Raw genomic sequence first — 25,122 nt, 5'->3', positions numbered from 1 at the left:
TGCGGCCGACGCTGACACCGCGAAGACCACCGAAGCCAAGGACGAGGCGCCTGTCGCCGAGTCGGACACCGACGCCGAGAACTCGCTGGAGGGAGTCGGCGGTGGCGCCGCCGCAGACCCTGGCTCGGTGGTCGACGACGGCTCGGATGATCCCTCGACACCGGACATTCTCGAGGCGGAATCGGAGTCGGACGCTGACTCCGAGGCAGCACGGAAACCCGTCAGGCGCGTTCCAGAAGTCCCTCGGCGGTTGAACCTGTCGATGTCCTCGTTCGACGTCCGCGCCGTGATCGGCACCGTGCGGCAGGGCGTCGGCAATCTTGTCGGACGACCGTTGACGTCGTTCCACATGGTCTTGTCGCTGACGGTGATCCTGACGGTCCTCGGTCTGCTGATGGTGCTGTCCGCGTCCTCGGTCGACGGGTACTCGAAGGACGGCTCCGCCTACGGGATGTTCACGACGCAGGCGATGTTCGTCGCTCTCGGTTTTGTGGGCTTCTACCTGGCGATGCGAGTGTCGCCGGCCGTCCTGCAGCGAATGTCGTTCCCGCTGGTCCTCGTCGCGTTGTTCCTGCTGATCATGGTGATGATCCCCGGAGTCGGCGTGCAGGGCGGTGGAGCCAAGCGATGGATCGAGATCGGTGGGCTCACGCTGCAACCGTCCGAGGTCGCGAAGGTCGCGCTGTGTCTGTGGGGCGCGAGCATTCTGGCCCACAAGCGGCCCGGAGGGACCTTCAGCAAGGAACTCCTCCTCCCGCTCCTGCCGGTGGCGGCGGTGATGGCGTTCCTCGTGGCGATTCAGCCGAACCAGTCGACGATGATGATCCTCGTCATGATCGTGGGTGTGCTGCTCGTCTTCGCTGGGCTGCCGGGTCGGGTCGTCGCATCGTTCGCGTTCTTCGGCGCCATCGGGTTCGTCGCCTTCGCGTTTGTCGAGGAGTACCGCGCGGCCCGAGTGTTCAGCTTCCTCGGCGGAGCCCAGGATGTCCTCGGCGGCGGCTACCAGGCGAATCAAGCCAAGTTCGCCCTCGCCGACGGCGGGATCTTCGGCAAGGGGCTCGGGCAGGGAACCGCGAAGTGGAACTACCTGCCGAACGCGCACAACGACTTCATCTTCGCGATCATCGGCGAAGAGCTCGGGCTGATCGGCGCTCTCAGCGTCGTCACCCTGTACGTCTTGCTCGGCTGGGTGGGAATGCGGATCGCGCGCCGTTCGGCGGACCCTTTCCTCCGACTGCTCTCGGTGACGATCACCGTGCTGTTCCTCGCGCAGGCCTTCATCAACATCGGCTACGTGATCGGTCTGCTGCCGGTCACCGGTATCCAGTTGCCGATCCTCTCGTACGGCGGCACATCGGCGTTGACGATGCTCGCGATGCTCGGGTTGCTCGCGAACGCCGCGCGCCACGAACCTGCAGCCGTCACCGCACTGACTCGGCCGAAGCCGAAGGGCCTTGCGCGTCTGTTGCGCCTGCCGGTTCCGCAGGCCTACAAGCCGCCGCGTGCCGCGGTCAACCGGAGTCGCCGGGAGCGTCGTCGTCCGGTGCCGACGGCTGATAGACGCCGTCCGGCGCCTGTCCGCTCGTCCCGCGTCCGGCGTCCCGCGACGGGCAGCGGGTCGACGTCTGTCCGCTCCGGTGAGATCCACTATCCTGGCAGCCAGCCGGGAGCGTTCCGACGTGAGCAGCCGCGCCTACCTCGGTCGGCGGGCGCCCGAGCAGAACGATCACAACGCAGCGGCGCAGACATGTCGTCGCGAGCACGGCCGACAAGGCGGAACGAAGGGGAGACCAGGCGCCGGTGAGCAAGAACAGAGAGACCGGCAGGCCGCTGTCCGTCGTGGTGGCAGGTGGCGGGACCGCGGGGCACATCGAGCCCGCGCTCGCTGTCGCCGATGCCGTCCGCCAGCTCGACCCGACGGCGCGGATCACTGCACTCGGCACCACCCGGGGTCTGGAGACGACCATCGTCCCGGACCGCGGGTACGACTTGAGACTGATCCCGCCGGTGCCGTTGCCCCGCAAGCCCGGTCTGGAACTGGCCAAGACGCCGTGGCGAGTACTGCGTTCGGTTCGCGCGACGCGCAAGGTGTTCGCCGAGGTGGACGCCGATGTGGTAGTCGGGTTCGGCGGATACGTCGCACTGCCGGCTTACCTCGCGGCCCGGTCGACGTTCCGCCGGGCGTCTCGACTGCCAGTGGTGATCCATGAGGCCAATGCGAGTGCGGGCGTCGCCAACAAAGTGGGCGCCAAGGTCGCCGACCGTGTCCTCGCGGCCGTCCCCGACTGCGGGCTCGCAGGCGCAGAGGTCGTCGGAATCCCCGTCCGCGGAGCCATCACCGGCCTCGACCGGGCCGCGGTTCGTGCGCAGGCCCGTCAGTTCTTCGGTCTTGACGCCGATGCACCCACCCTCCTCGTGTTCGGTGGCTCGCAGGGTGCACAACGGCTCAACGAGGCCGTCGCCCCCGCTGCTGGAGCGCTCGGCGACGCCGGGGTCGGAGTTCTCCACGCATACGGACCCAAGAACTCGATCAGCCCGGTCTCGCCCGAAGGAGCTCCGGCCTACGTCGGGATCAGCTACCTGAACCGGATGGACCTCGCCTATGCGGCGGCCGACCTCGTGATGTGCCGTTCGGGCGCGATGACCGTCGCCGAGATCTCGGCGGCCGGGCTCCCCGCGGTGTACGTCCCTCTGCCGCACGGCAACGGTGAACAGAGGCTCAACGCCCTCCCCGTGGAGCAGGTCGGCGGATGCCTGATCGTCGACAACAACGACGTCACGCCCGAATGGGTCGCTGAGCAGGTGCCCGCATTGATCACGGACGCGGAACGGCTGGCCGCGATGGGTGCCGCCGCGGCGTCAGTCGGTCACCGCGACGCGGCCGTCGCCGTCGCCACCGCAGCACTGGAACTCGCGACCGAGAGAAGAACCCGATGACCGCGCCGTCGTCGCAGCTGCCGGAGCAGCTCGCCCGAGTACACATGGTCGGAATCGGCGGAGCCGGGATGTCCGGGCTCGCTCGCATCCTGCTCGCCCGGGGCGGAAGTGTCTCCGGATCCGACGCCAAGGACTCCAGAGGGATTCTCGCACTTCGTACCCGTGGAGCTCAGGTCACCGTGGGCCACGATCCGTCCGCGCTGGATGTGCTCGACGGCGGTCCGACTGTTGTCGTGACCACTCACGCCGCCATCCCGAAAGACAATCCGGAGCTCGTGGAGGCTCGCAAACGCGGGATCCCGATCTTGTACCGCCCGCAGGTGCTCGCGCTCTTGATGCAGGGGCATCGCACGCTGTTGATCTCCGGTACTCACGGGAAGACGTCGACCACGTCTATGTCGGTCGTCGCATTGCAGCACTGCGGCAGTGACCCGTCGTTCGCGGTCGGCGGAGAGCTCAACGAGTCGGGCACCAATGCGCACCACGGCAGCGGCGGCGTGTTCGTGGCAGAGGCCGACGAGAGCGACGGTTCACTCCTCGAGTACACCCCCGACATCGTCGTCGTCACGAACATCGAGGTTGATCACCTCGACTTCTTCGGCACCGAACAGGCGTATGTCGACGTCTTCGACAGATTCGTCGCGCTGATTCGTCCCGGTGGAGTCTTGGTGCTCTGCCTCGACGATCCGGGTTCGGCGGCACTCGGCGGACGCACCGCTGCAGCCCTCGTCGATCGTGGAGTCGCCGTTCTCGGATACGGCGCCGGTGATCACGCCGACTTGGCCCCGGGCGTGCCCCTGGTGGCCGAGCTTCTCGAGGTGACTCCCCGAGGCGCGGGCAGCACCACCGCAGTGCGCCTCTCGCCGCCAGTCGCGTCGACTGTGCTCGAGCGTTCCCTCGACGTCACCCTTCCTGGGCGGCACATGGCGCTCAATGCGCTCGGCGCGCTCGTGGCCTGCGTTAGCACGGGGCAGAGCGTCGACGCCGTCGCCGACGGGATCGAGAGCTTCGGCGGCGTGCACCGACGGTTCGAGTTCCGCGGAAGAGAGCGGGAAGTCGACGTCTACGACGACTACGCACACCACCCGACCGAAGTCCGCGCGGTCCTTTCGGCGGCACGCGACGTGGTCCGGCACGGTTCGGGCCGCGTCATCGCGGTGTTCCAGCCGCACCTGTACTCGCGGACGGCCGAGTTCGCCGCCCAGTTCGCCGACGCCCTCAGCCTGGCGGACGAGGTGCTGGTCGCCGACGTCTACGGCGCTCGGGAAGCCCCGCAGCCTGGGGTGAGCGGCCTCCTGATCGCCGACGCGGTCACGGTGCCGGCCGAGTTCGTTCCGAACATGTCCGAGATCCCCGGCGCAGTCGCCGCACGCGCACGGCGCGGTGATCTGGTCCTCACCATCGGGGCCGGAGACATCACGATGCAGGCGGCGCCGATACTGTCGGCGCTGGCACAGCAGGGATGACCGACGGCGACGAGCGTCGTCGACGCCGACGCGACCGCGCCGCCCGAGACAGCGGTCGGCGGCCGAGCAAGTTGTCGGTGATCCTGGTGCTGGCAGGAGTCCTGGGACTGGTCGGGGGAGCGGTGGCCGTCGCCTACTATTCGCCGTTGATGTCCGTTCGATCGGTGGACGTGGTCGGGACGCAGTCCGTCGACCGCAACGAGGTGCTGCGCCTCGCGGCCGCGCCGCAGGGGGTGCCGCTTCTTCAAGTTGACACGGGTGCGATCGCTGATCGGATCGCGGTGTTGCCCGCTGTCGAAGAGGTCCGAGTGGAGCGGAGCTATCCGTCCACGCTGACCATCGACGTCACCGAGCGGACGCCGGTCGCCACTCTCGAGTGGGAGGGCAAGATCGGCGTGATGGATCGGCTGGGAATGGTCTATCTGACGTTCGCTGACCGGGCCTCGGTGCCGAAGGCGTTCGGGCGACTGCCGATTCTTGCGGTTCCGAACCCCGGATCGAAGGATCCGGCGACTTTGGCGGCCCTGACGGTCGCGCAGGAGTTGCCGGAGTGGCTCCGATCACGGACGACGACGATCGAAGCGTCGTCGCCGGCCGACATCACTCTGGTCATGGCGTCGAAACGTCGTGTGATCTGGGGTGATGCAGAGCGGACCGACGACAAAGCGGAAGCTCTGCAGAGTGCGCTGAAGGTGAAGGGGGACACCTACAACGTGTCGAGTCCGGAATTCCCAGCGGTGAACTGAGATTTCGCGGCGAACAATCTGCGACACGCCCACACGCCTTACCCGGCACATGTGCACGAAATCAATACCGTTGTCATCAAGTGTTACGTACTTGACATAACTATAACCCTTTGGTTGAGCTTTAGGGTTTGAATCAGGATTAGGAAAGGCATCATGACGCCACCCCACAACTACCTGGCTGTCATCAAGGTCGTCGGCATCGGCGGCGGTGGTGTCAATGCCGTCAACCGGATGATCGAGCAGGGCCTCAAGGGTGTCGAGTTCATCGCCATCAACACCGATGCCCAGGCGCTCCTGATCTCAGACGCCGACGTGAAGCTCGACATCGGCCGTGACTCGACACGAGGCCTTGGCGCAGGAGCGAACCCAGAGGTCGGCCGCGCGGCCGCAGAGGATGCGCGCGACGAGATCGAAGAACTGCTCAAGGGTGCCGACATGGTGTTCGTGACTGCGGGCGAGGGAGGCGGCACCGGCACCGGCGGCGCACCGGTCGTCGCGTCGATCTCCCGCAAGCTCGGTGCACTCACCGTCGGTGTGGTCACACGCCCGTTCTCGTTCGAGGGCAAGCGCCGCGGCGGTCAGGCCGATGCGGGGATCACGGCTCTGCGCGAGTCGTGCGACACGTTGATCGTGATCCCGAACGATCGCCTGCTGCAGCTCGGCGACTCCAACCTCTCGCTGATGGACGCGTTCCGCAGCGCCGACGAGGTGCTCCTCAACGGTGTCCAGGGCATCACGGACCTGATCACCACGCCGGGTCTGATCAATGTCGACTTCGCCGACGTCAAGGGCGTCATGAGTGATGCGGGCAGCGCACTCATGGGAATCGGCGCCGCGCGGGGAGACGGCCGCGCGAGCAAGGCGGCGCAGGCCGCGATCAACTCGCCACTGCTCGAAGCGTCGATGGAGGGCGCCCGCGGTGTGCTCATCTCGATCGCCGGCGGCAGTGATCTCGGCCTGTTCGAGATCAACGACGCCGCGTCGCAGGTCCAGGAGGCCGCGCACGAAGAGGCGAACATCATCTTCGGCACCGTGATCGACGACAACCTCGGTGACGAGGTGCGGGTGACGGTGATAGCGGCGGGTTTCGACGGCGGAACCCCCCGCAAGAAGGTCGACGCACCTCTCGCGTCGAACAACCGGAACCAGGTTGCGCCGGCGAGTTCCGGCGAGGTCTCGACTCCGGCGGCGAAGGATCCGCTGTTCGGCAGCGAGCGGGAGAAGCCGGGCAACCCCTTCGGCGACCCGGCGCCGCGCCGCAACTCGTTGCGCTTCGACGACGATGACGTCGACGTTCCCGACTTCATGAAGTGACCGTGGCGTACACGGTCCGTCGTGCCGTGACGACCCGGGCCGGTGGGGTCTCGCAGTCGCCGTACGACTCGTTCAATCTGGGCGACCATGTGGGCGATGATCCTGGCGCCGTCGCCGAGAACAGGTCACGTCTGGCTCGGGATCTGGGCGTAGGCCCCGATCGTGTGGTCTGGATGGAGCAGGTTCACAGCCGCACCGTGACCGTCGTCGACGGTCCGGTCGCCGAACCGGTTCCGGTGACCGATGCACTCGTCACGTCGCGCACCGACCTCGCACTCGCCGTCTTGACCGCGGACTGCGTCCCGATCCTGCTCAGCGACGACGAGGCCGGCGTGATCGCCGCCGTCCACGCCGGCCGCGTCGGTGCGCGGATCGGCATCGTGCCGGTCGTCCTGGAGGCGATGTTCGACCTCGGGGCGCGAGCCGACCGAATCGGCGCGTTCCTCGGGCCGGCCGCCGGCGGTGACCGCTACGAGGTGCCCAGTGCGATGCAGGCCGATGTGGAGAAGCATCTTCCCGGCAGCGCATGCCGCACGAGCAAGGGCACGGCGGGACTCGATCTGCGCGCAGGCATCCGTCGGCAGTTGCTCGAGGCCGGTGTCGGGGGAGTGGCCGTCGACCCGCGATGCACGATCGACGATCTGTCGCTGTTCAGCCACCGGCGCGGAGCGCCGACGGGGCGCATCGCGTCGGTCGTCTGGATGGACTCCTCTGCCACGCGGGAGACCGAGTGACGGATTCCCGACGCGACTCGCTGTCGGCCGCACTGAATGCGGCACAGACCCGCGTGGCGGATGCGACTCGGGCTGCGGGCCGGACCGACGGTGACGTCACATTGCTCGTCGTGACTAAGTTCTTCCCGGCGTCGGACGTTGTGCATCTGCTCGACCTCGGTGTCCGGGAAGTGGGGGAGTCACGTGAGCCGGAGGCGAGTCGCAAGCTCGTCGAAGTGTCCGCGGCTCGTCCCCGCATCTCGTTCGACGCCGACATGATCGGAACGGTGCAACGCAAGAAGGCCCGGTCGGTCGCTCGGTGGGCGCGCCGAGTGCACTCGGTCGACTCGCTGGACTTGATCGACGCCTTCGGTGGCGCCGCGGCTCGCTGCATCGACGACGGCGAACGGACGTCGCCGCTCGGTGTGCTGCTGCAGCTGAGCCTCGACGGCGACCCGTCACGTGGCGGACTCGTCGAGGCAGATCTCGCCGGCGCCGCCGATCGCGTCGCCTCGCATGATGCGTTGCGCTTGGACGGGCTCATGGTCATCGCTCCTCTTGGCATCGCCGCCGATGCGGCAATGCTGCAGGCGGCGGCGGTGCGGGAGCGCTTCGTCGCCGGCCATCCGGAGGCTCGGGAGTTCTCGGCAGGCATGTCCGGCGATCTTGAGGAAGCGATCGAAGCCGGATCGACATGTGTGCGTGTCGGAACCGCGATCATGGGTCCGCGACCGATACTCTCTCTCTAGTCACATTGGTCACAACAGAATCATCTGGACCAACCGGCAACAACTTCCACACGGACCACGCGCATCTCGAGAAAGGCTTCCGATGACGACGATGCAGAAGTTCAAGGCATATTTCGGCATGGTGCCTCCGAACGAGTACGACGACGACTACTTCGACGGACCGTCCGACGGCGAGCCCAGTGCTCGTGAGCGGACGTACATGGAGAAGTACCGTTCGAACTCGCTGCGCGAGGAACCCTTCTACGAAGACGACGACTACCGCGCGTCGGAGTTCCGAGGCGAGTATCGCGAAGCGGGCTATCGCGAAGCCGAGTACGCCGACGCCGGGCTGCGTGAACCCGTGATGCACGACGGCGGCCGCTTTGAGGGCTCGCGCGGGTACGCCCCGCGATCGGAGCGTCCGTATGTCGCGGCACGCCGCGTGGAGGCTCCGCGCCGCCTCGCCGACGAGGCTCCGCTCCGTTCGCGTCTCGAGCCTCTCGAGCGGTCGTCTGGTCTGCAGGTGCGCGGCGCCAACGCCATCGCGCCGGAACCCCGCATGGAGGTCGACGCGGTCGCCGACACCTCGGCCAAGATCACGACGCTGCGTCCCGCCGACTACTCGGAGGCGCGGACCATCGGTGAGCGCTACCGTGACGGCAACCCGGTCATCATCGACCTCGCCGACATGAGCAACGACGACGCCAAGCGACTGGTCGACTTCGCTGCGGGACTCGCCTTCGCGGTCCGCGGTTCGCTCGAGAAGGTCGCCACCAAGGTGTTCCTGCTCTCGCCCGCAGGCATCGACGTGAGCCCCGAGCAACGGCGACGGATCGCGGAGACCGGTTTCTCCAACCAGTCCTGAGCGACCGTCTCTACTGACGCCCGCGCCGCGTCGAACCGCCTCCTCCGGCGGGTCGGCGCGGCGTTGTCGTCTGACATCAGGCACGATTGACGGGTGACATCGTTTCTGTGGATCCTCTATTTCGCGCTGTTCGTCTACACGCTGCTCCTGCTCGGCAGGCTCGTGGTGGAGATGGTGCAGTCGTTCGCGCGTCGGTGGCGACCAAAGGGCCCGTCGGTGGTGATCATCGAGATCGTGTTCATGCTGACCGATCCGCCCGTGAAGCTTCTGCGCCGACTGATCCCACCGCTCAACTTGGGTGCGGTGCGCCTCGATCTCTCACTTCTGATCATCCTGATCCTGGTCTCGATCGGCATGCAGGTGACTCAACATTTCGCGGTGGCATCGGGTCTCTGATAGACGTCCGCCGCGCGTATCGAACAATTGTTCACATTCTTTGTTGAATAGAGAACTGACCTTTCGTCGAGGGTGGCGATGGTTCGCGGCAATGGAATGCAGATCACATGTACGTGATCGGCGTGAAGTGTCGCGGGTCGCAGTGGTCGGACGTCCTTCATCGCCTCTGACATGGCCTTTGACGCGGTCAGGGGGCCCGCGGTGCCGCAGACCGGCTCGCCGCTCCGTTCTCGGTGACAAAACGATCGAGATTGTATTTCGAACGGGTAGAGCCTGTGGATGAAACTTGGTCCTGGAGTGACGAGATGACACGCTAGTGACGTAGTGGTACTGGTATTAATGGAATTGCGATGGAAGTCCGTCGCATCGAACGTGTTCGCTCACGCGGACCGCATGTACTCGACTGAGGACAACGGACTCGAAATCCGACCGGATTCGAGGGGAACGTAAGAGGGGAACCGAAATGCGGCTGACACCGGCTGATGTGCACAACGTGGCGTTCAGCAAACCGCCGATCGGTAAGCGTGGCTACAACGAGGACGAGGTCGACCAGTTCCTCGACTTCGCCGAGGCAGAGCTTGCACGGTTGATCGACGAGAACAACGATCTCAAGCAGCGCGTCTCCGAACTCGAGACCGAACTCGCCGAGGCCCGCGCCAAGGGCGGCTCGGACCGCACTCAGGCGTTTGCAGCACCTGCGCCTGCTCCGGCCCCCGAACCCGCGCCTGTCGCTGCTGCGCCGGTTGCCAACGATGAAGAGGCGCACGGCCGCGCTGCACGCGTTCTCGCCCTCGCGCAGGACACTGCCGACCGCGTGACGGGCTCGGCGCGTGCCGAGGCCGACGGACTGTTGAACGACGCGCGTCAGCGCAGCGAGTTCATGGTCAACGAAGCGCAGAGCAATGCCGACGCGACGCTCGCCGATGCGCGTCAGCGCAGCGAGGCGCTTCTGGCCGATGCGCAGACCCGCGCCGAGGCTCAGGTCCGCCAGGCTCAAGAGCGCGCAGACTTCCTGCAGCGCGACGCCGAGCAGAAGCACACCGAGATCATGTCGACGATCAACCAGCAGCGTGGTGTGCTGGAGGGTCGCATCGAGCAGCTCAAGACCTTCGAGCGTGAGTACCGTACGCGCCTGAAGACCTACCTGGAGTCGCAGCTGGAAGAGCTGCAGCAGCGGGGCAGTGCGGCGCCTGCCGACTCGAGTCAGGCCCCGCAGGGCTTCGACGGCGGCTACCCGCAGAACTAGCGTGGCCGCATTCTCGAACACCGAACCGACGAGAGGACCTCGCTCGTGCTGACATTCGCCGTAGCGCTGACTCTCGTCGGTTTCGGCCTTCTCGTCTTCGCCCTCGTGAGCTCGAACTTCGCTCTCGCAGTCGCGTGCATCATCGTGTGTGTGGTCGGATTGGTGGTCCTTCTCATCGACACCATCCGGGCAGGCAAGCGGGGTGGCACGGGTGCTGACGACGAGCCGCTGTTCACCATCCGGGGCCGCGAATCGGCCTCGCGCGCCGAGCCGCTGGCGGACGACGTCGACGAAGCCGTAGCCGACCCCGTGCCCTCGTGGGAGGCCGAATCTGCACCTGAGGCCTCCGGACTGGGATCGATCGTCTCTCCGGAGGCGCACGGGAATCCGGTCCAGTCGGAGAAGCCGATCGAGTCGGGGCGCCTGCCCACGTTCGACACGGGCCAGCAGCGCGCGTTCGACACCGGACAGCAGCCCCGTTTCGACACCGGACAGCAGCCCCGTTTCGACACCGGACAGCAGCCCCGTTTCGACACGGGTCAGCAGCCGCGATTCGACACCGCGCAGGACCATGTCGAGCCCGAGGTCGAGACCGGCGACGCGAACGACTACATCCGATCGGTCACCGGCCAGTTCCCGGCCGCATCGCAGACCGGGCGCATTCCGGCGGTCCAGTCGTACCAGCCGAATCCGCAACCGCTCGAGACGTCGGACCCGATCACCGGCGGTCAGCCGCAGATCAACACCGACTCGGGTTACGTCGGACGGCGTCGCCGGGTGGAGGGCGAATCGGACTCCGTGGTCGTCAACACCCCGGATCCGACCCTGCCCGCCATGAAGCTCGTATACGGCGACGAACAGGGTGACGCCGGCTCGACCGGCGAACCGCGCAACGGGTAGACTTCGTCACGACCAAGCGACGATCCGGCCATCACCGGGGAGCTTCCGGAAGAACGGGCGCGTGCGCCCCAGTAGAACCGGACGGGCAGGCCCGTCACAGCCGTAGATTCGAGAGGCGTCGCATTCCGGTGCGGCGCAAGCGGGGTGGTACCGCGCGCACCGCAGAGGTGAGCGTCCCCGTGCCGAGACACGCTGACATGTCAGCACTGGCACGAGGAGACACTGGTGAGCGACAACGCCCCCGACACTGACACCACGAGCACCGCACCGGTGTACCCGATCGTCGATCTGACGGGCGGCACCGGTCGCGGTGCTCCGTCGTTTCCGGACGTCGAGCAGCGGGTGCTGGAGTTCTGGGCGTCGGACGACACCTTCAAGGCATCGATCGCGAACCGTGACGACGCGCCCGAGTTCGTCTTCTACGACGGCCCTCCGTTCGCCAACGGACTGCCGCACTACGGTCACCTGCTGACCGGCTACGTCAAGGACGTCGTCCCGCGCTACCAGACCATGCGCGGCAAGAAGGTCGACCGGCGCTTCGGCTGGGACACGCACGGCCTGCCGGCCGAACTCGAAGCCGAGCGTCAGCTGGGGATCACCGACAAGTCGGAGATCGAGACCATGGGCGTCGAGAAGTTCAACGACTACTGCCGCGACTCGGTTCTGCGGTACACCGGCGAATGGCGCGACTATGTGACCCGCCAGGCCCGCTGGGTGGACTTCGACAACGACTACAAGACCCTCGATCTCGACTTCATGGAGTCGGTGATGTGGGCGTTCAAGCGGCTGCACGACAAGGGTCTGGTGTACCAGGGCTACCGTGTGCTGCCGTACTCCTGGTACGAGCAGACGCCGCTGTCGAACCAGGAGGCGAAGCTCGACGACGCCTACCGGATGCGCCAGGATCCGGCCGTGACCGTCACCATGCCGCTGAGCGCCCCCGGCTCGCCGCTCGACGGAGTCAACGCCCTCATCTGGACGACGACTCCCTGGACCCTGCCGTCGAACCTCGCGATCGCCGTTCATCCGGACGTCGAGTACTCCCATGTCCGCACAACTGAGGGCGTCGATTACCTGCTGGCCACGGCTCTGGTCGGGGCGTACGCCAAGGAACTCGGCGAGGTGGAGACGATCGGCACACACGTCGGACGCGAACTCGCGGATCTGACCTACACGCCGCCGTTCGACTTCTTCGCAGGCCACCCGAACTCCCACCGCGTTCTGCTCGCGGACTATGTGACCACCGACAGCGGCACCGGCATCGTCCACCTCGCGCCTGCATTCGGTGAAGAGGACATGGACTGCGCGACCGCCAACGGCATCGAGGTGGTGCAGCCTCTCGATCCGGGCGGCAAGTTCACCGCGCAGGTGCCGCCGTACGAGGGCCTGATGGTGTTCGACGCCAACCCGGTGATCATCAAGGACCTGAAGGAGACCGGCCGGATACTCCGGCACGAGACGATCGAGCACTCGTACCCCCATTCGTGGCGGTCGGGCAAGCCGCTGATCTACATGGCCGTCCCGTCGTGGTTCGTCGCCGTCCAGCCGATCAAGGCCCGGATGTTGGAGCTGAACCAGGAGATCACCTGGTCGCCCTCGCACATCCGTGACGGCCAGTTCGGCAAGTGGCTCGAGGGCGCCAAGGACTGGAACATCAGCCGCAACCGGTTCTGGGGCGCACCGATCCCCGTGTGGGTCTCAGACGACCCCGACTACCCGCGCGTCGACGTGTACGGGAGCCTTGATCAGTTGGAGGCCGACTTCGGAGTTCGTCCGACCAACATGCATCGCCCGTACATCGACGAACTGACTCGGCCGAACCCCGACGACCCGTCGGGACGTTCGACGATGCGTCGTGTCCCCGAGGTCCTCGACTGCTGGTTCGAGTCCGGTTCGATGCCGTTCGCGCAGGCGCACTACCCCTTCGAGAACACCGACTGGTTCGACGGTTCGGCCGAGAAGGGGATCCTCCCGCACAATCCGGGCGACTTCATCGTCGAGTACAACGGGCAGACGCGCGGCTGGTTCTATAACCTGCACGTTCTCGCCACCGCGCTCTTCGACCGCCCCGCGTTCAAGACGGTGGCCGCTCACGGCATCGTGCTGGGCGACGACGGTCAGAAGATGAGCAAGTCCAAGCGCAACTACCCGGACGTCAACGAGGTGTTCGACCGCGACGGGTCGGACGCCATGCGTTGGTTCCTGATGGCGTCGCCGATCCTGCGCGGCGGCAATCTGGTCGTCACTGAGCGAGGCATCCGCGAGGGCGTCCGACAGGCGCTGCTCCCGATGTGGAACGCCTACAGCTTCCTGCAGCTGTACGCGGACCGTCAGGCCACGTGGCGCACGGACTCGGAGAACGTCCTCGACCGCTACATCCTCGCCAAGCTGGCGGCGACGCGGGATGAGATGACCGATGCTCTGGACGTCTACGACATCGCGGGTGCCTGCGAGAGCTTCCGCGAGTTCTGCGAGTCGCTCACCAACTGGTACGTGCGTCGTTCGCGTGCTCGCTTCTGGGCGGGTCAGGACTCCGATCCCGATGCGTTCGACACGCTGTACACGGTTCTCGAGGTTGCGGGCCGACTGGCCGCACCGCTCCTGCCGTTGGCGACCGAGGCCATGTGGCGCGGTCTCACCGGGGAGCGCTCGGTGCACCTGACGGACTGGCCCGCCGAAGGCGAACTGCCCGCCGACGCCGATCTCGTGGCGGCGATGGACGAGATCCAGTCGGTCTGCTCGGTCGCCTCGAGCGTCCGCAAGGCAAACAAGCTGCGCGTGCGTCTGCCGCTGCCGGGTCTGACCGTCGCGTCGCCGACCGCCGAGTTGATGGCGCCGTACGCAGATCTGATCGCCGACGAGATGAACGTGAAGAAGGTTGACCTGTCGACCGACGTCGACTCGTTCGGCAAGGTCGAGGTGGCGGTCAATGCCCGTGCGGCCGGACCGCGTATCGGCAAGGAGGTCCAGCGGGCCATCAAGGCGGTCAAGTCCGGGAACTGGGAGTTCGCGACCAACGCTGAGACCGGCGAGCAGGTTGTCGTCGCTGACGGCATCGAACTGCGTGGGGAGGAGTTCTCCCGGAAGCTCGTCGCGGCATCGCCCGATTCGACTGCGGAGCTGCCCAGCGGCGCCGGACTCGTGGTCCTGGACACCGCGGTCACTCCGGAACTCGAAGCCGAGGGCTGGGCGAAGGACCGCGTCCGCGAACTGCAGGACGCCCGACGAAACCTCGGTCTGGAGATCTCGGACCGCATCGTCGTGCGACTCGTGGTGCCGGAGGATCGTGTGGACACCGCCAGGACCCACGCTGCGATGATCGCAGGCGAGGTCCTCGCGACGACCTTCGACGTCGATACCGGCGACGCCGCGGCGATCGAGCTCAACGACGGCGTCTCCGCCGACGTGGCGAAGGCCTGACCCCGGGCCGACGTGCCCGACAGACGAATCTCAGAAACCGTCGCCCGATCCTGGTGCCCGCGTCCGTATCGGTACGCTGGCGCGGTGACTTATCTGCGATATGCGGCGCTCGGCGACTCCTTCACCGAAGGTGTCGGAGACGTCGATCCGACCCTTCCGAACGGTGTCCGCGGGTGGGCGGACCGTGTTGCCGCAGTGCTGCACGCGGCCCAACCGCAGGCGCGGTACGTGAATCTGGCGATCCGCGGTCGTAAGCTCGTGCCGATCGTCGAGGAGCAGGTCGACGTCGCGATCGAGCTGGGGCCGGATCTGGTCACGATTCATGCGGGCGGCAACGACCTGCTGCGCCCGTCGGTCGACATCAACGCGCTTGCCGCGGTCTACAACGACGCGGTCGGCCGCCTGGTGTCCTCCGGCGCGACCGTTGTGCTGTTCACGCCGCACGATCCGGGTGCGGCCGCCGGATTTCGGGCTCTGCGCGGACGGTTCGCGATTCTCGCCGAAGCGATGCGGGAGATCGCCGATCGCCACGGTGCTGTACTCGTCGACTATTGGCGGCTCCGGGACTACGACGACGTTCGTCTGTGGAGCTTCGACCGTCTGCACATGTCGGCTGCTGGTCACCAGCGGATGGCCATCGCGGTACTCGACGCGCTCGGTGTGGACCACGATCTCCAGGCGCTCGAACTGGCACCGCTGCCAGAACTGAGTGCCGCCGAGCAGACGCGCGCGGCCCTGACCTGGGTCACCGGCTTCGCCGGACCATGGCTGGGTCGTCGCCTCCGTGGCGTGTCCAGTGGCGACACCCTCGCCCCGAAGTACCCGGAGTGGTCGGTTCCGCCTGCCTGAGGCAGGGATAGGATCGACACATGCCCGCCGATGACCTGGAACGACTGCAGCGCTGGGAAGACGCAGGCGCGCAGTGGGCGGTCGAGGCTCTACGGTCCGACTCGGTGACGATCTCACTGCTGCGGTGTGACGGTGGGGAAGAGGTCGACCGCTTCACGTCGACTGATCCGCGCGTCCTGGCACTCTGTCGCGAACGGTGACCGCAGAACGCAGCTCGCGGTGGGTGTTCCACATCGACATGGACGCGTTCTTCGCCTCGGTGGAACAACTGACTCGGCCGACGCTCGCAGGACGTCCGGTGTTGGTCGGCGGCAGTGGCGGACGCGGTGTCGTCGCAGGCGCCAGCTACGAGGCCCGTGTGTTCGGTGCGCGGTCCGCGATGCCGATGCATCAGGCCCGACGTCTTGTCGGGCCGTCCGCGGTGGTCCTGCCGCCGCGCATCGACGTGTATCGCGTCGTCAGCGCGCGAGTGTTCGGCATCGTCCGAGAGTTCGCGCCGGTCATCGAGACACTGTCGTTCGACGAGGCGTTCGGGGAGCCGGCGGAGTTGCAGGGCGCCAGCGTCGACGAAGCCGCAGAGCTCGCGCGCCGCATGCGGACCGCGATTCGCGAGGCGACAGGACTGGCGGCCTCGGTGGGGTTCGGGACCGGAAAGCAGATCGCGAAGATCGCGTCCGGTTTGGCGAAACCCGACGGGCTTCGTGTGATCGAACCGAGCCGGCAACTCGAGTTCCTCCAGGAACTCCCGGTCCGCAAACTGTGGGGGATCGGGCCGGTGTCCGGCGATCGACTCGCCCGCCTCGGTGTGGAGACGATCGGAGACCTCGCGGCGATGTCCGATACCGAAGTCGCCTCCGTGCTCGGCGGCACCGTCGGGCCCGCCCTGCATCAACTCGCGAAGGGCATCGACCATCGACCGGTGGCCGAACGCGCCAGCGCGAAGCAGATCAGTGCGGAGTCGACCTTCGCCACGGACATCATCGACATCGTCGGCCTGCGCGCTGCAGTGCTGGCTGCCGCGGCCGACGCGCATCGCAGGTTGATCGACGACGGTCGTGGCGCGCGAACGGTTGTGGTGAAACTTCGGCGGAGTGACATGTCGGTGCTGACCCGCTCGTCAACCTTGCACGCCGCGACAACCGACCTGGACGTTCTCACGAACGCGGCGTTGAAGGTGATGCTGGATCCGTTGGAGATCGGCCCGATCCGGCTCGTGGGAGTCGGCTACGCGGGGTTGTCCGACGTCCGACAGGACTCGCTGTTCCCGGAACTCGACATCGACCCGGCAGCTGGTGCCGACCCGGTGGACGTACCGCGAGGTGTGCAGATTCCCCGGGAGCAGGAGGGAGACGACGATCTGCCGACCGGCACCGATGTCCGACACCCCGACCACGGGCACGGCTGGGTACAAGGCGGTGGACACGGGTTCGTGACGGTGCGCTTCGAGACACGCGAGACCGGTCCCGGGCGCACCCGGAACTTCCGTCTGGCTGCATCCGGCCTGACCAGGGCCGATCCGCTCGACAGTCTCGGGTGGGATCAGGAGGGCGACGACGCCGCGAAGAAGTCGGAGACCCTTTGACGGTCTGCTCCGACCGACAGCAGAGCAAGCAGTGCCATCCGCGCCTGCGGCGCCCGGAGCCACGGAGAGAAGATCGCGCCGGCCCGGTCCAGATCGACCCCTCCGCCCCCTCCGCCGTATGTCGGCTCCACCGCGCCGAACGGGACACGGGTCGAGACGACGACAACAACGTCGCGTTGCACGGCGAGACTCACCTGGGCGGTGATGTCGGGGTGCGTGTTGCCCGACCCGGTCGCCGACAGGACGATGCCGGTCGCACGCTGTTCAACGGCCGCTGCGATGGTCCCCGGCGAGACTCCCGGGTAGAGAGCGATGAGATCCACACGTGCGCGGAGCCCGTCCGGGAGCGTGTCGGCGACCAACGGACGTGGGAGGTCGGCGTTGACCGTGTCGAACGCCCGGAAGTCAGTCGTCGAACGTTTGAACACTCCCCGGGAGTTCAGGATCGACCCGCCGAGTGCAACCAGCACACCGCGCCCGCGATACCGGGGATCGGCCGCGGCGGTGATTGCGTCAGTGATGTTCGCCGGACCGTCCGACTCCGGGTGGTCGGCCGGAAACTGTGCACCGGTGAACACGACCGGTCGAGGGTCGGCTGCGAAGAGGTCGGCGAGGAAGGCCGTCTCCTCGAGTGTGTCGGTGCCGTGAGTGACGACGACGCCGGTCACTTCCGGATCGTCGAGTGCATCGGCGATCGCGCGGACCACGGCGAACTGTTCACGGACCGTCATCGCCGACGAGTCGACGGCCATCAACTCGACCGGGATCACGGAGACGTCCTCGGACACAGTCGGAACTAGGTCCGCTGCGGTCAGCACAGGCACTGCTCCGTCGTCTGTCGTGCGGGACGCAGCCGTCCCGCCGGTGGTGATCATCACAACCCGGCATGCGTTCATGGGCCGATTGTTGCACTTTCTCGCACGCAGTGTGCGCTGGTCATCGGTAGCGGACGGGGCAGAAGTGGCGGATGTGTCGTGATTGAACGGATGCGTGCCATGGCTGCCTTTTGGCATAGTGGTTGTGTGCTCGGGCTCGACAGTCGGCCGGGGCGGAACATGACGTGAGGATTGAACCCTTGAAGATTCGCAATTTCGTGGCCGTTGCCGTGGTGGCCGCTGCTGTCGCCACCACCGCCGCGTGCGGCTCGGACGACTCCGGCGTGCCGCCCGTGCCCACCTCGACGAGCTCCTCGGCTGCCGCGTCGACCGGCGCTCCGGCGACGGGCTCCGAGGCCGAGATGACCAACGCGAGCAAGGTGCCGAGTGTCGCCGCGCTCAACGACATGCTGACGACTGCTCTGGACCCGAAGATCAAGGCGTCGGAGAAGGTCGACCTCATCGAGGGCTCCGAGAAGGATCCGTCGATCTTCGACAAGTTGGTGAAGGCGAAGAAGGACAACCCGAAGGTCACCTACCGGATCAAGGCTCCGGTCACCAAGAACGGCCCCAAGAAGGCCAAGGTGAAGGTTCTCGTCAAGATTCCGGGCAACCCCGCGAACCCGATCGACGCATCGATCGTCTTCGACAACGGCCGCTGGAAGCTGTCGAAGGACACGGTCTGCTCGCTGCTCGCGATGAGCGACACCAAGTCGCCGCTGTGCGCGAGCGACACGCCGTCGTCGAAGAAGAAGGCGAAGTCGACCAACTGAGTTCGACCTGCTGACACGAATGCCCCCGCCGTCTGGCGGGGGCATTCGTGCGTTCAGCGTGTCGTTCGTGCAACTCGACTACGGCTTGGACGGGCCCCAGGAGACCGTGTACTCGTTCTGCTGCAGCAACGGCGGGGCGCCGGCATCCCCGGACAGCTGACGCGCTCCCTTGGTGACGATCTTCCCGCCAGTCGGCAGCATCTTCGTCAGGTCGACGGTGACCTCACCGGATCCCGCCATCGCGTAGCGGTCGATGTTCAGCGTCTGGGCCGACCCGGGGATCCGGAACACCGAGTCCACCGGAGTCTCCTCGACGGTCACCGCCAACCTCAGGACCGATCCGACGTGCGACTTGAGGGTCACCGTTGTGGTGCGTCGAATGGTCGCGGCCGAGGAAACGGTGCGAACAGATTGCCAACGCGCCCCGATGCCCACGGGTTGAGTCGGCAGCGGAACCGACTGATCGAGCGCACCGGTGAACGACTGCTCGACTGCGCTGCGGGCAGGGGACGACGATTCTTCGTTGGGGAGCAGGCGGAGCATCTGAGGGTTGAGGCCCGCGGTGAAGCTGATCCCTCCCGTCGATCCGGCGATCGCGCCGAGCTCCGGGGTCAGAGCGTTGTCGAGGCTCGTGGGTGTGCCGATCGTGAACTCGAGGTTCGAGGGGTCGTCGCACACCACCCGAGCGGTGATCGGAGTCGTCAGGTTCTGCTGCGTCCGTTGCACCTGCTGCTTGTTCTCCGCGTCCGGCGCGATGCTCGCCTCCAATGAGTCGGTCGTCAGCGTCACCTCCTGGGAGCGAGTGGTGTCCGGTGCGGGCGTCAGCGACTGGAGAGTCCCGGACCCCGGGTCGACCACCGTGACAGTCGCCGCGGAGACGGGGATCGGTCGCACTCCGGCGCGGTCCACGCTCGAGGATTCCGCGCACGGACCGGAGTCGGCGGCAGTGCCGGAGTCGTCGGACGAGCAGCCGGTCAACGCGACGGCGGCGCTCAGCGGAAGTACCGCCAGAGCGGCGACGGTGCGGCGCCGCGGAGTCGTCGAACGGGGAGGGGCACTGGCGTCTCGATGCGGAACAGTCACGCCCACGAGAGTAGTGGTCGGCCGATGAGGGACAATCGACGCATGAAGCAAACCGTGCCCGGGCGCAGCGTCGCCCGGACCGTCTCTCTGCTCGCCGTCATCGCGGTGACAGTCTATCTGCTGGATCTGCTGACGAAGGTCCTCGTCGTTGCGTTCCTGACGCCCTACGAGCCGATGGAGATCATCGGCGACTTCGTGACGTTCACGCTGATTCGCAACAGCGGTGCGGCGTTCTCGATGGCGACCGGCTATACGTGGGTGCTCACCTTCGTCGCGCTCGCCGTCGTCCTCGGGATCATCAGGTATTCGTCGAAATTGGTGTCGACCGGATGGGTGATCGGCCTCGGGATGGTCCTCGGTGGTGCGGTCGGCAACCTGACCGACCGCATCTTCCGGTCCCCGGGCCCGCTGCGCGGTCACGTCGTCGACTTCATCAAGGTCGGCGACTGGTGGCCGACGTTCAACGTCGCGGACTCCGCCGTCGTGTGCGGCGCGATTCTGCTCGTCGTCCTGACGCTGCTCGGCTACGACTACGACGGCACCCGGACCGGGTGGGCGGCGCGCAACGACCCCGACCCGGCGGACACTGACCCGACCGAGGCCGACAGCACCGATGAGGAGACCGACAACCATGCGTGACTCGCGAGCGATGCCCGTGCCCGACGGGCTGCACGGCATGCGGACAGACGCGGGAGTCGCGCGTCTGCTCGGACTGTCCCGGACGGTCGCGGCAGGGCTCGCCGACGCCGGTGACATCACCGTCGACGGTGTCGCCGTCGACAAGGCGCACAAATTGGTGGCGGGGGCCTGGCTCGACGTGACGCTCCCCGAACCGGAGCGTCCGCTGACGATCGAGCCGACACCGGTGGAAGACCTGGACGTGATCTACCACGACTCGGACATCGTCGTCGTCAACAAGCCGCCGGGCGTCGCCGCGCATCCGTCGCAGGGATGGACCGGCCCGACGGTGATCGGGGCACTCGCCGCAGCAGGTTTCCGCATTTCGACGTCCGGCGCGCAGGAGCGGCAGGGCATCGTCCACCGCCTCGACGTCGGAACGTCCGGGATCATGGTTGTGGCGGCGTCCGAACGCGCCTACACGCTGCTCAAGCGAGCGTTCAAGTACCGCACGGTGGAGAAGGTGTACCACGCGCTCGTGCAGGGCCACCTGGATCCGCCCGAAGGCACCATCGAGGCGCCGATCGGCCGCCATCCGGGTTCGGACTGGCGGTTCGCCGTCACAGCGAACGGCAAGCCGTCGACGACGCACTACGAGACGCTCGAGATGTTCGCCGCCGCCTCGTTGCTCGACGTGCACCTCGAGACCGGCCGCACTCACCAGATCCGCGTTCACTTCTCGGCGCTGCACCATCCGTGTGCGGGTGACCCGACATACGGTGCGGACCCGAAGCTCGCCGAGCGGCTCGGTCTGGAACGGCAGTGGCTGCACGCCCGCTCATTGGCGTTCGCCCATCCCGCGGACGGTCGTCGTGTGCAGTTCACGACCGACTATCCCGATGATCTGCAACACGCTCTGGACGTCTTGCGAGACGTCTGACAGCCGGTCCGACCGCCTCATCCGTCACACCCGCGTGTGCCGGACCGGAGGTGTCGTACCGGCGGCATACAGTGGTGTCATTCGAAGCTGAATCTGATCAGGGGAGCTGCACGTGTCGGGGTCGTTCGTCCATCTGCACAACCACACCGAGTACTCGATGTTGGACGGTGCAGCCAAGGTGTCGCCGCTGTTCGCGGAGGCCAAACGCCTGGGGATGACCGCGATCGGCATGACCGACCACGGCAACATGTTCGGGGCGTCCGAGTTCTACAACGCCGCCCGCAAACACGACATCAAGCCGATCATCGGCATCGAGGCGTACATCGCGCCGGACAACCGCTTCAACACCAAGCGCGTCCTGTGGGGCACACGCGACCAGAAGAGCGACGACGTGTCCGGTTCGGGCGCCTACACCCACATGACGATGGTCGCCGAGAACGAGGACGGTCTCCGGAACCTGTTCAAGCTGTCGTCGTTGGCTTCTCTGGAGGGGCAACTCGGCAAGTGGTCGCGTATGGACGCAGAGATCATCGCGGCGCACGCCAAGGGGATCATCGCGACGACCGGATGCCCGTCCGGTGAGGTCCAGACCCGCCTCCGTCTCGGCCACGAGCAGGAGGCGCTCGAAGCTGCTGCGAAATGGCAGGACATCTTCGGCAAGGGAAACTTCTACCTCGAGCTGATGGAACACGGCCTCGAGATCGAGTCCCGTGTGAGGTCCGGTCTGCTCGACATCGGTCGCAAGCTCGGCATCAAGCCGATCGTGACGAACGACTGCCACTACGTGACGCGCGAGCAGGCGACGTCGCACGAAGCGCTTCTGTGTGTGCAGACCGGAAAGACCCTGTCGGACCCGACCCGGTTCAAGTTCGACGGCGACGGGTACTACCTGAAGTCGGCAGACGAGATGCGCGAGCTGTGGGACCACCAGGTGCCGGGCGGCTGTGACAACACCGTCGAGATCGGCGAACGGGTCCAGTCGTACGAAGCCGTGTTCACCCACCGCGATCGGATGCCGGTGTTCCCGGTGCCGGAGGGCTACACCCAGGAGTCCTGGCTGGCACACGAGGTGATGGTCGGACTCGACCGTCGCTTCACCGGGCAGACTGTTCCCACGAACTACACAGAACGCGCCGAGTACGAGCTGTCGGTCATCAACCAGATGGGTTTCCCCGCGTACTTCCTCGTCGTCGGAGACCTCATCAAGCACGCGCTGGAGGTCGGCATCCGCGTCGGCCCCGGCCGAGGCAGCGCGGCAGGCTCGCTCGTCGCATGGGCGCTCGGCATCACGAACATCGACCCGATCCCGCACGGGCTGCTCTTCGAGCGCTTCCTCAACCCGGAACGCGTGTCGATGCCCGATATCGACATCGACTTCGACGACCGCCGACGCGGCGAGATGATCGTCTACGCGTCGCAGAAGTGGGGCAACGACAAGGTCGCTCAGGTCATCACCTTCGGAACCATTAAGACGAAAGCTGCGATCAAGGATTCGGCGCGCGTCCAATTCGGGCAGCCGGGCTTTGCGATCGCCGACCGCATCACGAAGGCGCTCCCGCCGCCCATCATGGCCAAGGACATCTCGGTGGCGGGCATCACCGATCCGAATCACGAGCGCTTCGGCGAAGCCGCCGAGGTCCGGACCCTGATCGACACCGATCCCGACGTCAAGCGGATCTATGACACCGCGCTCGGCCTCGAGGGACTGATCCGTAACGCCGGCGTCCACGCGTGTGCCGTCATCATGTCGAGCGAACCGCTGACCGACGCGATCCCGGTGTGGAAGCGTGCGCAGGACGGCGCGATCATCACCGGCTGGGACTATCCGTCGTGCGAGGCCATCGGTCTGCTCAAGATGGACTTCCTCGGTCTGCGCAACCTGACGGTCATCGGCGACGCGATCGAGAACATCAAAACGAACCGCGGTATCGACCTCGATCTCGACAAGCTTCCGCTGGAAGACCCGGCCACCTACGAGCTGCTGGCTCGCGGCGACACTCTCGGCGTGTTCCAGCTCGACGGTGCGGCCATGCGCGAACTGCTCAAGATGATGCAACCGACCGGTTTCGAGGACATCGTCGCGGTCCTCGCCCTGTACCGTCCGGGGCCGATGGGCGTGAACGCGCACACCGACTACGCGAAGCGCAAGAACGGTCTGCAGGACATCAAACCGATCCATCCGGAGCTGGAAGAGCCGCTCAAGGAGATTCTCTCGGAGACGTACGGCCTGATCGTCTACCAGGAGCAGATCATGCAGATCGCGCAGAAGGTGGCCGGGTACTCGCTCGGCGAGGCCGATCTGCTGCGTCGTGCGATGGGCAAGAAGAAGAAGGAGATCCTCGACGAGGCGTACGGCGGCTTCGCCGAGGGGATGAAGAACAACGGGTTCTCCCAGGCCGCGATCAAGGCGCTCTGGGACACGGTCCTTCCGTTCGCGGGCTACGCGTTCAACAAGTCACACGCCGCCGGCTACGGTCTGGTGTCGTTCTGGACCGCGTACCTCAAAGCCAACTACCCGGCCGAGTACATGGCCGGCCTGCTCACCTCTGTCGGTGACGACAAGGACAAGGCCGCGATCTACCTGGCGGACTGTCGCAAAATGGGCATCACAGTGCTTCCGCCGGACGTCAATGAGTCGCGTGCCGATTTCGCGGCCGTCGGCGAGGACATCCGCTTCGGTCTCGCCGCTATCCGCAACGTCGGTTCGGGCGTGGTCGCATCGATCATCGCGACCCGCGAGAGCAAAGGCTCGTACTCGAACTTCTCGGACTACCTCGGGAAGATCGATGTGGTCGCGTGCACCAAGAAGGTGACGGAGTCACTGGTCAAGGCCGGTGCATTCGACTCCATGGAGCATCCGCGCAAGGGTCTGTTCCTGGTGCACGCCGATGCCGTCGACTCGGTCCTCGGGACGAAGAAGGCAGAGGCGATGGGCCAATTCGACCTCTTCGGGGGCTCCGACATCGAAGACGTCGGAGACGTGTTCGCCGTCAAGGTGCCGGACGAGGAGTGGGACAATAAGCACAAGCTCGCGCTCGAACGCGACATGCTCGGTCTGTACGTGTCCGGGCATCCGCTCGCCGGAGTCGAACACGCGATCTCCGCGCAGACCGACACGTCGATCACCTCGCTGCTGGAAGGCAACATCTCCGACGGCGCGCAGATCACTATCGGCGGCATCATCTCGTCGGTCACGCGTCGAGTGAACAAGAAGGGCGAACCGTGGGCCGCTGTCACCATCGAAGACATGGTCGGTGGCGCCGAGGTCTACTTCTTCCCGAGGGCATTCACGGCGTACGGCATGGACTTGGTACAGGACAACATCGTCCTCGTCCGGGCACGCGTCAACAAACGTGACGACTCGTTGATGATCAGCGCCAACGATCTCGCCGTTCCGGACCTCACCGCTGTCGGCACGTCGAAGCCACTGATGCTGACTCTCGCCGCGAATCGATGCACACCTGATCGGATCGGCGCCCTCAAACAAGTTCTGGTCCGTCACCCTGGTACGTCCGACGTCCACGTGACGCTCGTCAGTGACCGCAAGCAGACTCAACTCCGGCTCACCGACGCGCTTCGCGTGAATCCGACGTCGGCGCTGATGGGCGACTTGAAGGCGCTCCTCGGCCCCAGTTGCCTCACCTGACTCTCCGTCTGCTGGGTGTGCGACA

General features: G+C 66.3%; 21 protein-coding genes. 19 read left to right on the top strand and 2 right to left on the bottom strand.

Annotated features, from left to right (window positions below):
* Positions 1 to 262: 262 nt before the first annotated feature.
* The 15 genes from ftsW (at position 263) to JVX90_RS10175 (ending at position 17,162) form a co-directional block, all read left to right on the top strand.
* A complete protein-coding gene (gene ftsW / locus JVX90_RS10245) occupies positions 263 to 1,804 on the top strand; it encodes a putative lipid II flippase FtsW (RefSeq protein ID WP_205332375.1) in 1,542 nt (513 codons plus the stop codon).
* Complete coding sequence (gene murG / locus JVX90_RS10240) at positions 1,801 to 2,937, top strand: undecaprenyldiphospho-muramoylpentapeptide beta-N-acetylglucosaminyltransferase (RefSeq protein ID WP_205328694.1); 1,137 nt, start codon at positions 1,801 to 1,803, stop codon at positions 2,935 to 2,937. The genes ftsW and murG overlap by 4 nt, the downstream gene beginning before the upstream one ends.
* Positions 2,934 to 4,403: a UDP-N-acetylmuramate--L-alanine ligase gene (murC, locus tag JVX90_RS10235; RefSeq protein ID WP_205328693.1), complete on the top strand. Its 1,470-nt coding sequence runs from the start codon at positions 2,934 to 2,936 to the stop codon at positions 4,401 to 4,403. The genes murG and murC overlap by 4 nt, the downstream gene beginning before the upstream one ends.
* On the top strand, positions 4,400 to 5,149 hold the full coding sequence (locus tag JVX90_RS10230) for an FtsQ-type POTRA domain-containing protein (protein ID WP_240193850.1): 750 nt from the start codon (positions 4,400 to 4,402) through the stop codon (positions 5,147 to 5,149). The genes murC and JVX90_RS10230 overlap by 4 nt, the downstream gene beginning before the upstream one ends.
* Before the next feature lie 153 nt (positions 5,150 to 5,302).
* Entirely contained in the window at positions 5,303 to 6,463 is a 1,161-nt protein-coding gene (gene ftsZ / locus JVX90_RS10225; protein ID WP_205328692.1) for a cell division protein FtsZ, read from the top strand.
* A 2-nt stretch (positions 6,464 to 6,465) separates the two neighbouring features.
* Positions 6,466 to 7,197, top strand: coding sequence for a peptidoglycan editing factor PgeF (gene pgeF, locus JVX90_RS10220; protein ID WP_205328691.1), 732 nt, complete (start codon positions 6,466 to 6,468; stop codon positions 7,195 to 7,197).
* Complete coding sequence (locus tag JVX90_RS10215; RefSeq protein WP_205328690.1) at positions 7,194 to 7,925, top strand: YggS family pyridoxal phosphate-dependent enzyme; 732 nt, start codon at positions 7,194 to 7,196, stop codon at positions 7,923 to 7,925. Before pgeF ends, JVX90_RS10215 begins: the two co-directional genes overlap by 4 nt.
* Positions 7,926 to 8,007: 82 nt before the next feature.
* Positions 8,008 to 8,769 carry a cell division protein SepF gene (gene sepF, locus JVX90_RS10210; RefSeq protein WP_205328689.1) on the top strand — a complete coding sequence of 254 codons (762 nt, stop codon included), beginning with the start codon at positions 8,008 to 8,010 and terminating at the stop codon, positions 8,767 to 8,769.
* Positions 8,770 to 8,862: 93 nt separating this feature from the next.
* Complete coding sequence (locus JVX90_RS10205) at positions 8,863 to 9,165, top strand: YggT family protein (protein ID WP_205328688.1); 303 nt, start codon at positions 8,863 to 8,865, stop codon at positions 9,163 to 9,165.
* A gap of 463 nt (positions 9,166 to 9,628) precedes the next feature.
* Positions 9,629 to 10,411: a DivIVA domain-containing protein gene (locus JVX90_RS10200; RefSeq protein ID WP_205328687.1), complete on the top strand. Its 783-nt coding sequence runs from the start codon at positions 9,629 to 9,631 to the stop codon at positions 10,409 to 10,411.
* 45 nt (positions 10,412 to 10,456) lie between these two features.
* The gene (locus JVX90_RS10195) at positions 10,457 to 11,311 is read left to right on the top strand and encodes a hypothetical protein (RefSeq protein WP_205328686.1); all 855 of its coding nucleotides are present in this window, start codon (positions 10,457 to 10,459) and stop codon (positions 11,309 to 11,311) included.
* Positions 11,312 to 11,536: 225 nt separating this feature from the next.
* Positions 11,537 to 14,731, top strand: coding sequence for an isoleucine--tRNA ligase (gene ileS / locus JVX90_RS10190; protein WP_205328685.1), 3,195 nt, complete (start codon positions 11,537 to 11,539; stop codon positions 14,729 to 14,731).
* 84 nt (positions 14,732 to 14,815) lie between these two features.
* Positions 14,816 to 15,580 (top strand): SGNH/GDSL hydrolase family protein, encoded by a 765-nt coding sequence (locus JVX90_RS10185; RefSeq protein ID WP_205328684.1) that lies wholly within the window; start codon positions 14,816 to 14,818, stop codon positions 15,578 to 15,580.
* Positions 15,581 to 15,600: 20 nt separating this feature from the next.
* Positions 15,601 to 15,780, top strand: coding sequence for a hypothetical protein (locus tag JVX90_RS10180; RefSeq protein ID WP_205328683.1), 180 nt, complete (start codon positions 15,601 to 15,603; stop codon positions 15,778 to 15,780).
* Positions 15,777 to 17,162 carry a DNA polymerase IV gene (locus tag JVX90_RS10175; protein ID WP_275889923.1) on the top strand — a complete coding sequence of 462 codons (1,386 nt, stop codon included), beginning with the start codon at positions 15,777 to 15,779 and terminating at the stop codon, positions 17,160 to 17,162. Before JVX90_RS10180 ends, JVX90_RS10175 begins: the two co-directional genes overlap by 4 nt.
* Here JVX90_RS10175 and JVX90_RS10170 read toward each other — a convergent pair.
* Positions 17,120 to 18,058 carry an asparaginase gene (locus JVX90_RS10170; protein WP_205328682.1) on the bottom strand — a complete coding sequence of 313 codons (939 nt, stop codon included), beginning with the start codon at positions 18,056 to 18,058 and terminating at the stop codon, positions 17,120 to 17,122. The genes JVX90_RS10175 and JVX90_RS10170 overlap by 43 nt on opposite strands.
* 179 nt (positions 18,059 to 18,237) lie before the next feature.
* Here JVX90_RS10170 and JVX90_RS10165 point away from each other — a divergent pair, with 179 nt between their 5' ends.
* On the top strand, positions 18,238 to 18,810 hold the full coding sequence (locus tag JVX90_RS10165) for a hypothetical protein (protein ID WP_205328681.1): 573 nt from the start codon (positions 18,238 to 18,240) through the stop codon (positions 18,808 to 18,810).
* Between the two features lie 78 nt (positions 18,811 to 18,888).
* Here JVX90_RS10165 and JVX90_RS10160 read toward each other — a convergent pair whose 3' ends face one another.
* Positions 18,889 to 19,893 (bottom strand): hypothetical protein, encoded by a 1,005-nt coding sequence (locus JVX90_RS10160; RefSeq protein WP_240193849.1) that lies wholly within the window; start codon positions 19,891 to 19,893, stop codon positions 18,889 to 18,891.
* A 42-nt stretch (positions 19,894 to 19,935) separates the two neighbouring features.
* Here JVX90_RS10160 and lspA point away from each other — a divergent pair, with 42 nt between their 5' ends.
* The 3 genes from lspA to dnaE all read left to right on the top strand — a co-directional run bounded on the left by lspA (position 19,936) and on the right by dnaE (position 25,097).
* Positions 19,936 to 20,532 carry a signal peptidase II gene (gene lspA / locus JVX90_RS10155; RefSeq protein WP_205328679.1) on the top strand — a complete coding sequence of 199 codons (597 nt, stop codon included), beginning with the start codon at positions 19,936 to 19,938 and terminating at the stop codon, positions 20,530 to 20,532.
* Positions 20,525 to 21,451, top strand: coding sequence for an RluA family pseudouridine synthase (locus tag JVX90_RS10150; RefSeq protein WP_205328678.1), 927 nt, complete (start codon positions 20,525 to 20,527; stop codon positions 21,449 to 21,451). Before lspA ends, JVX90_RS10150 begins: the two co-directional genes overlap by 8 nt.
* A 112-nt stretch (positions 21,452 to 21,563) precedes the next feature.
* Positions 21,564 to 25,097 carry a DNA polymerase III subunit alpha gene (gene dnaE / locus JVX90_RS10145; RefSeq protein WP_205328677.1) on the top strand — a complete coding sequence of 1,178 codons (3,534 nt, stop codon included), beginning with the start codon at positions 21,564 to 21,566 and terminating at the stop codon, positions 25,095 to 25,097.
* Positions 25,098 to 25,122: the final 25 nt, after the last annotated feature.

The organism is Gordonia sp. PDNC005 (assembly GCF_016919385.1).
Taxonomy (GTDB): Bacteria; Actinomycetota; Actinomycetes; order Mycobacteriales; family Mycobacteriaceae; genus Gordonia.
Note: the sequence above shows the minus strand (reverse complement) of the source record. Positions and strands in the feature narration are given on the sequence as shown.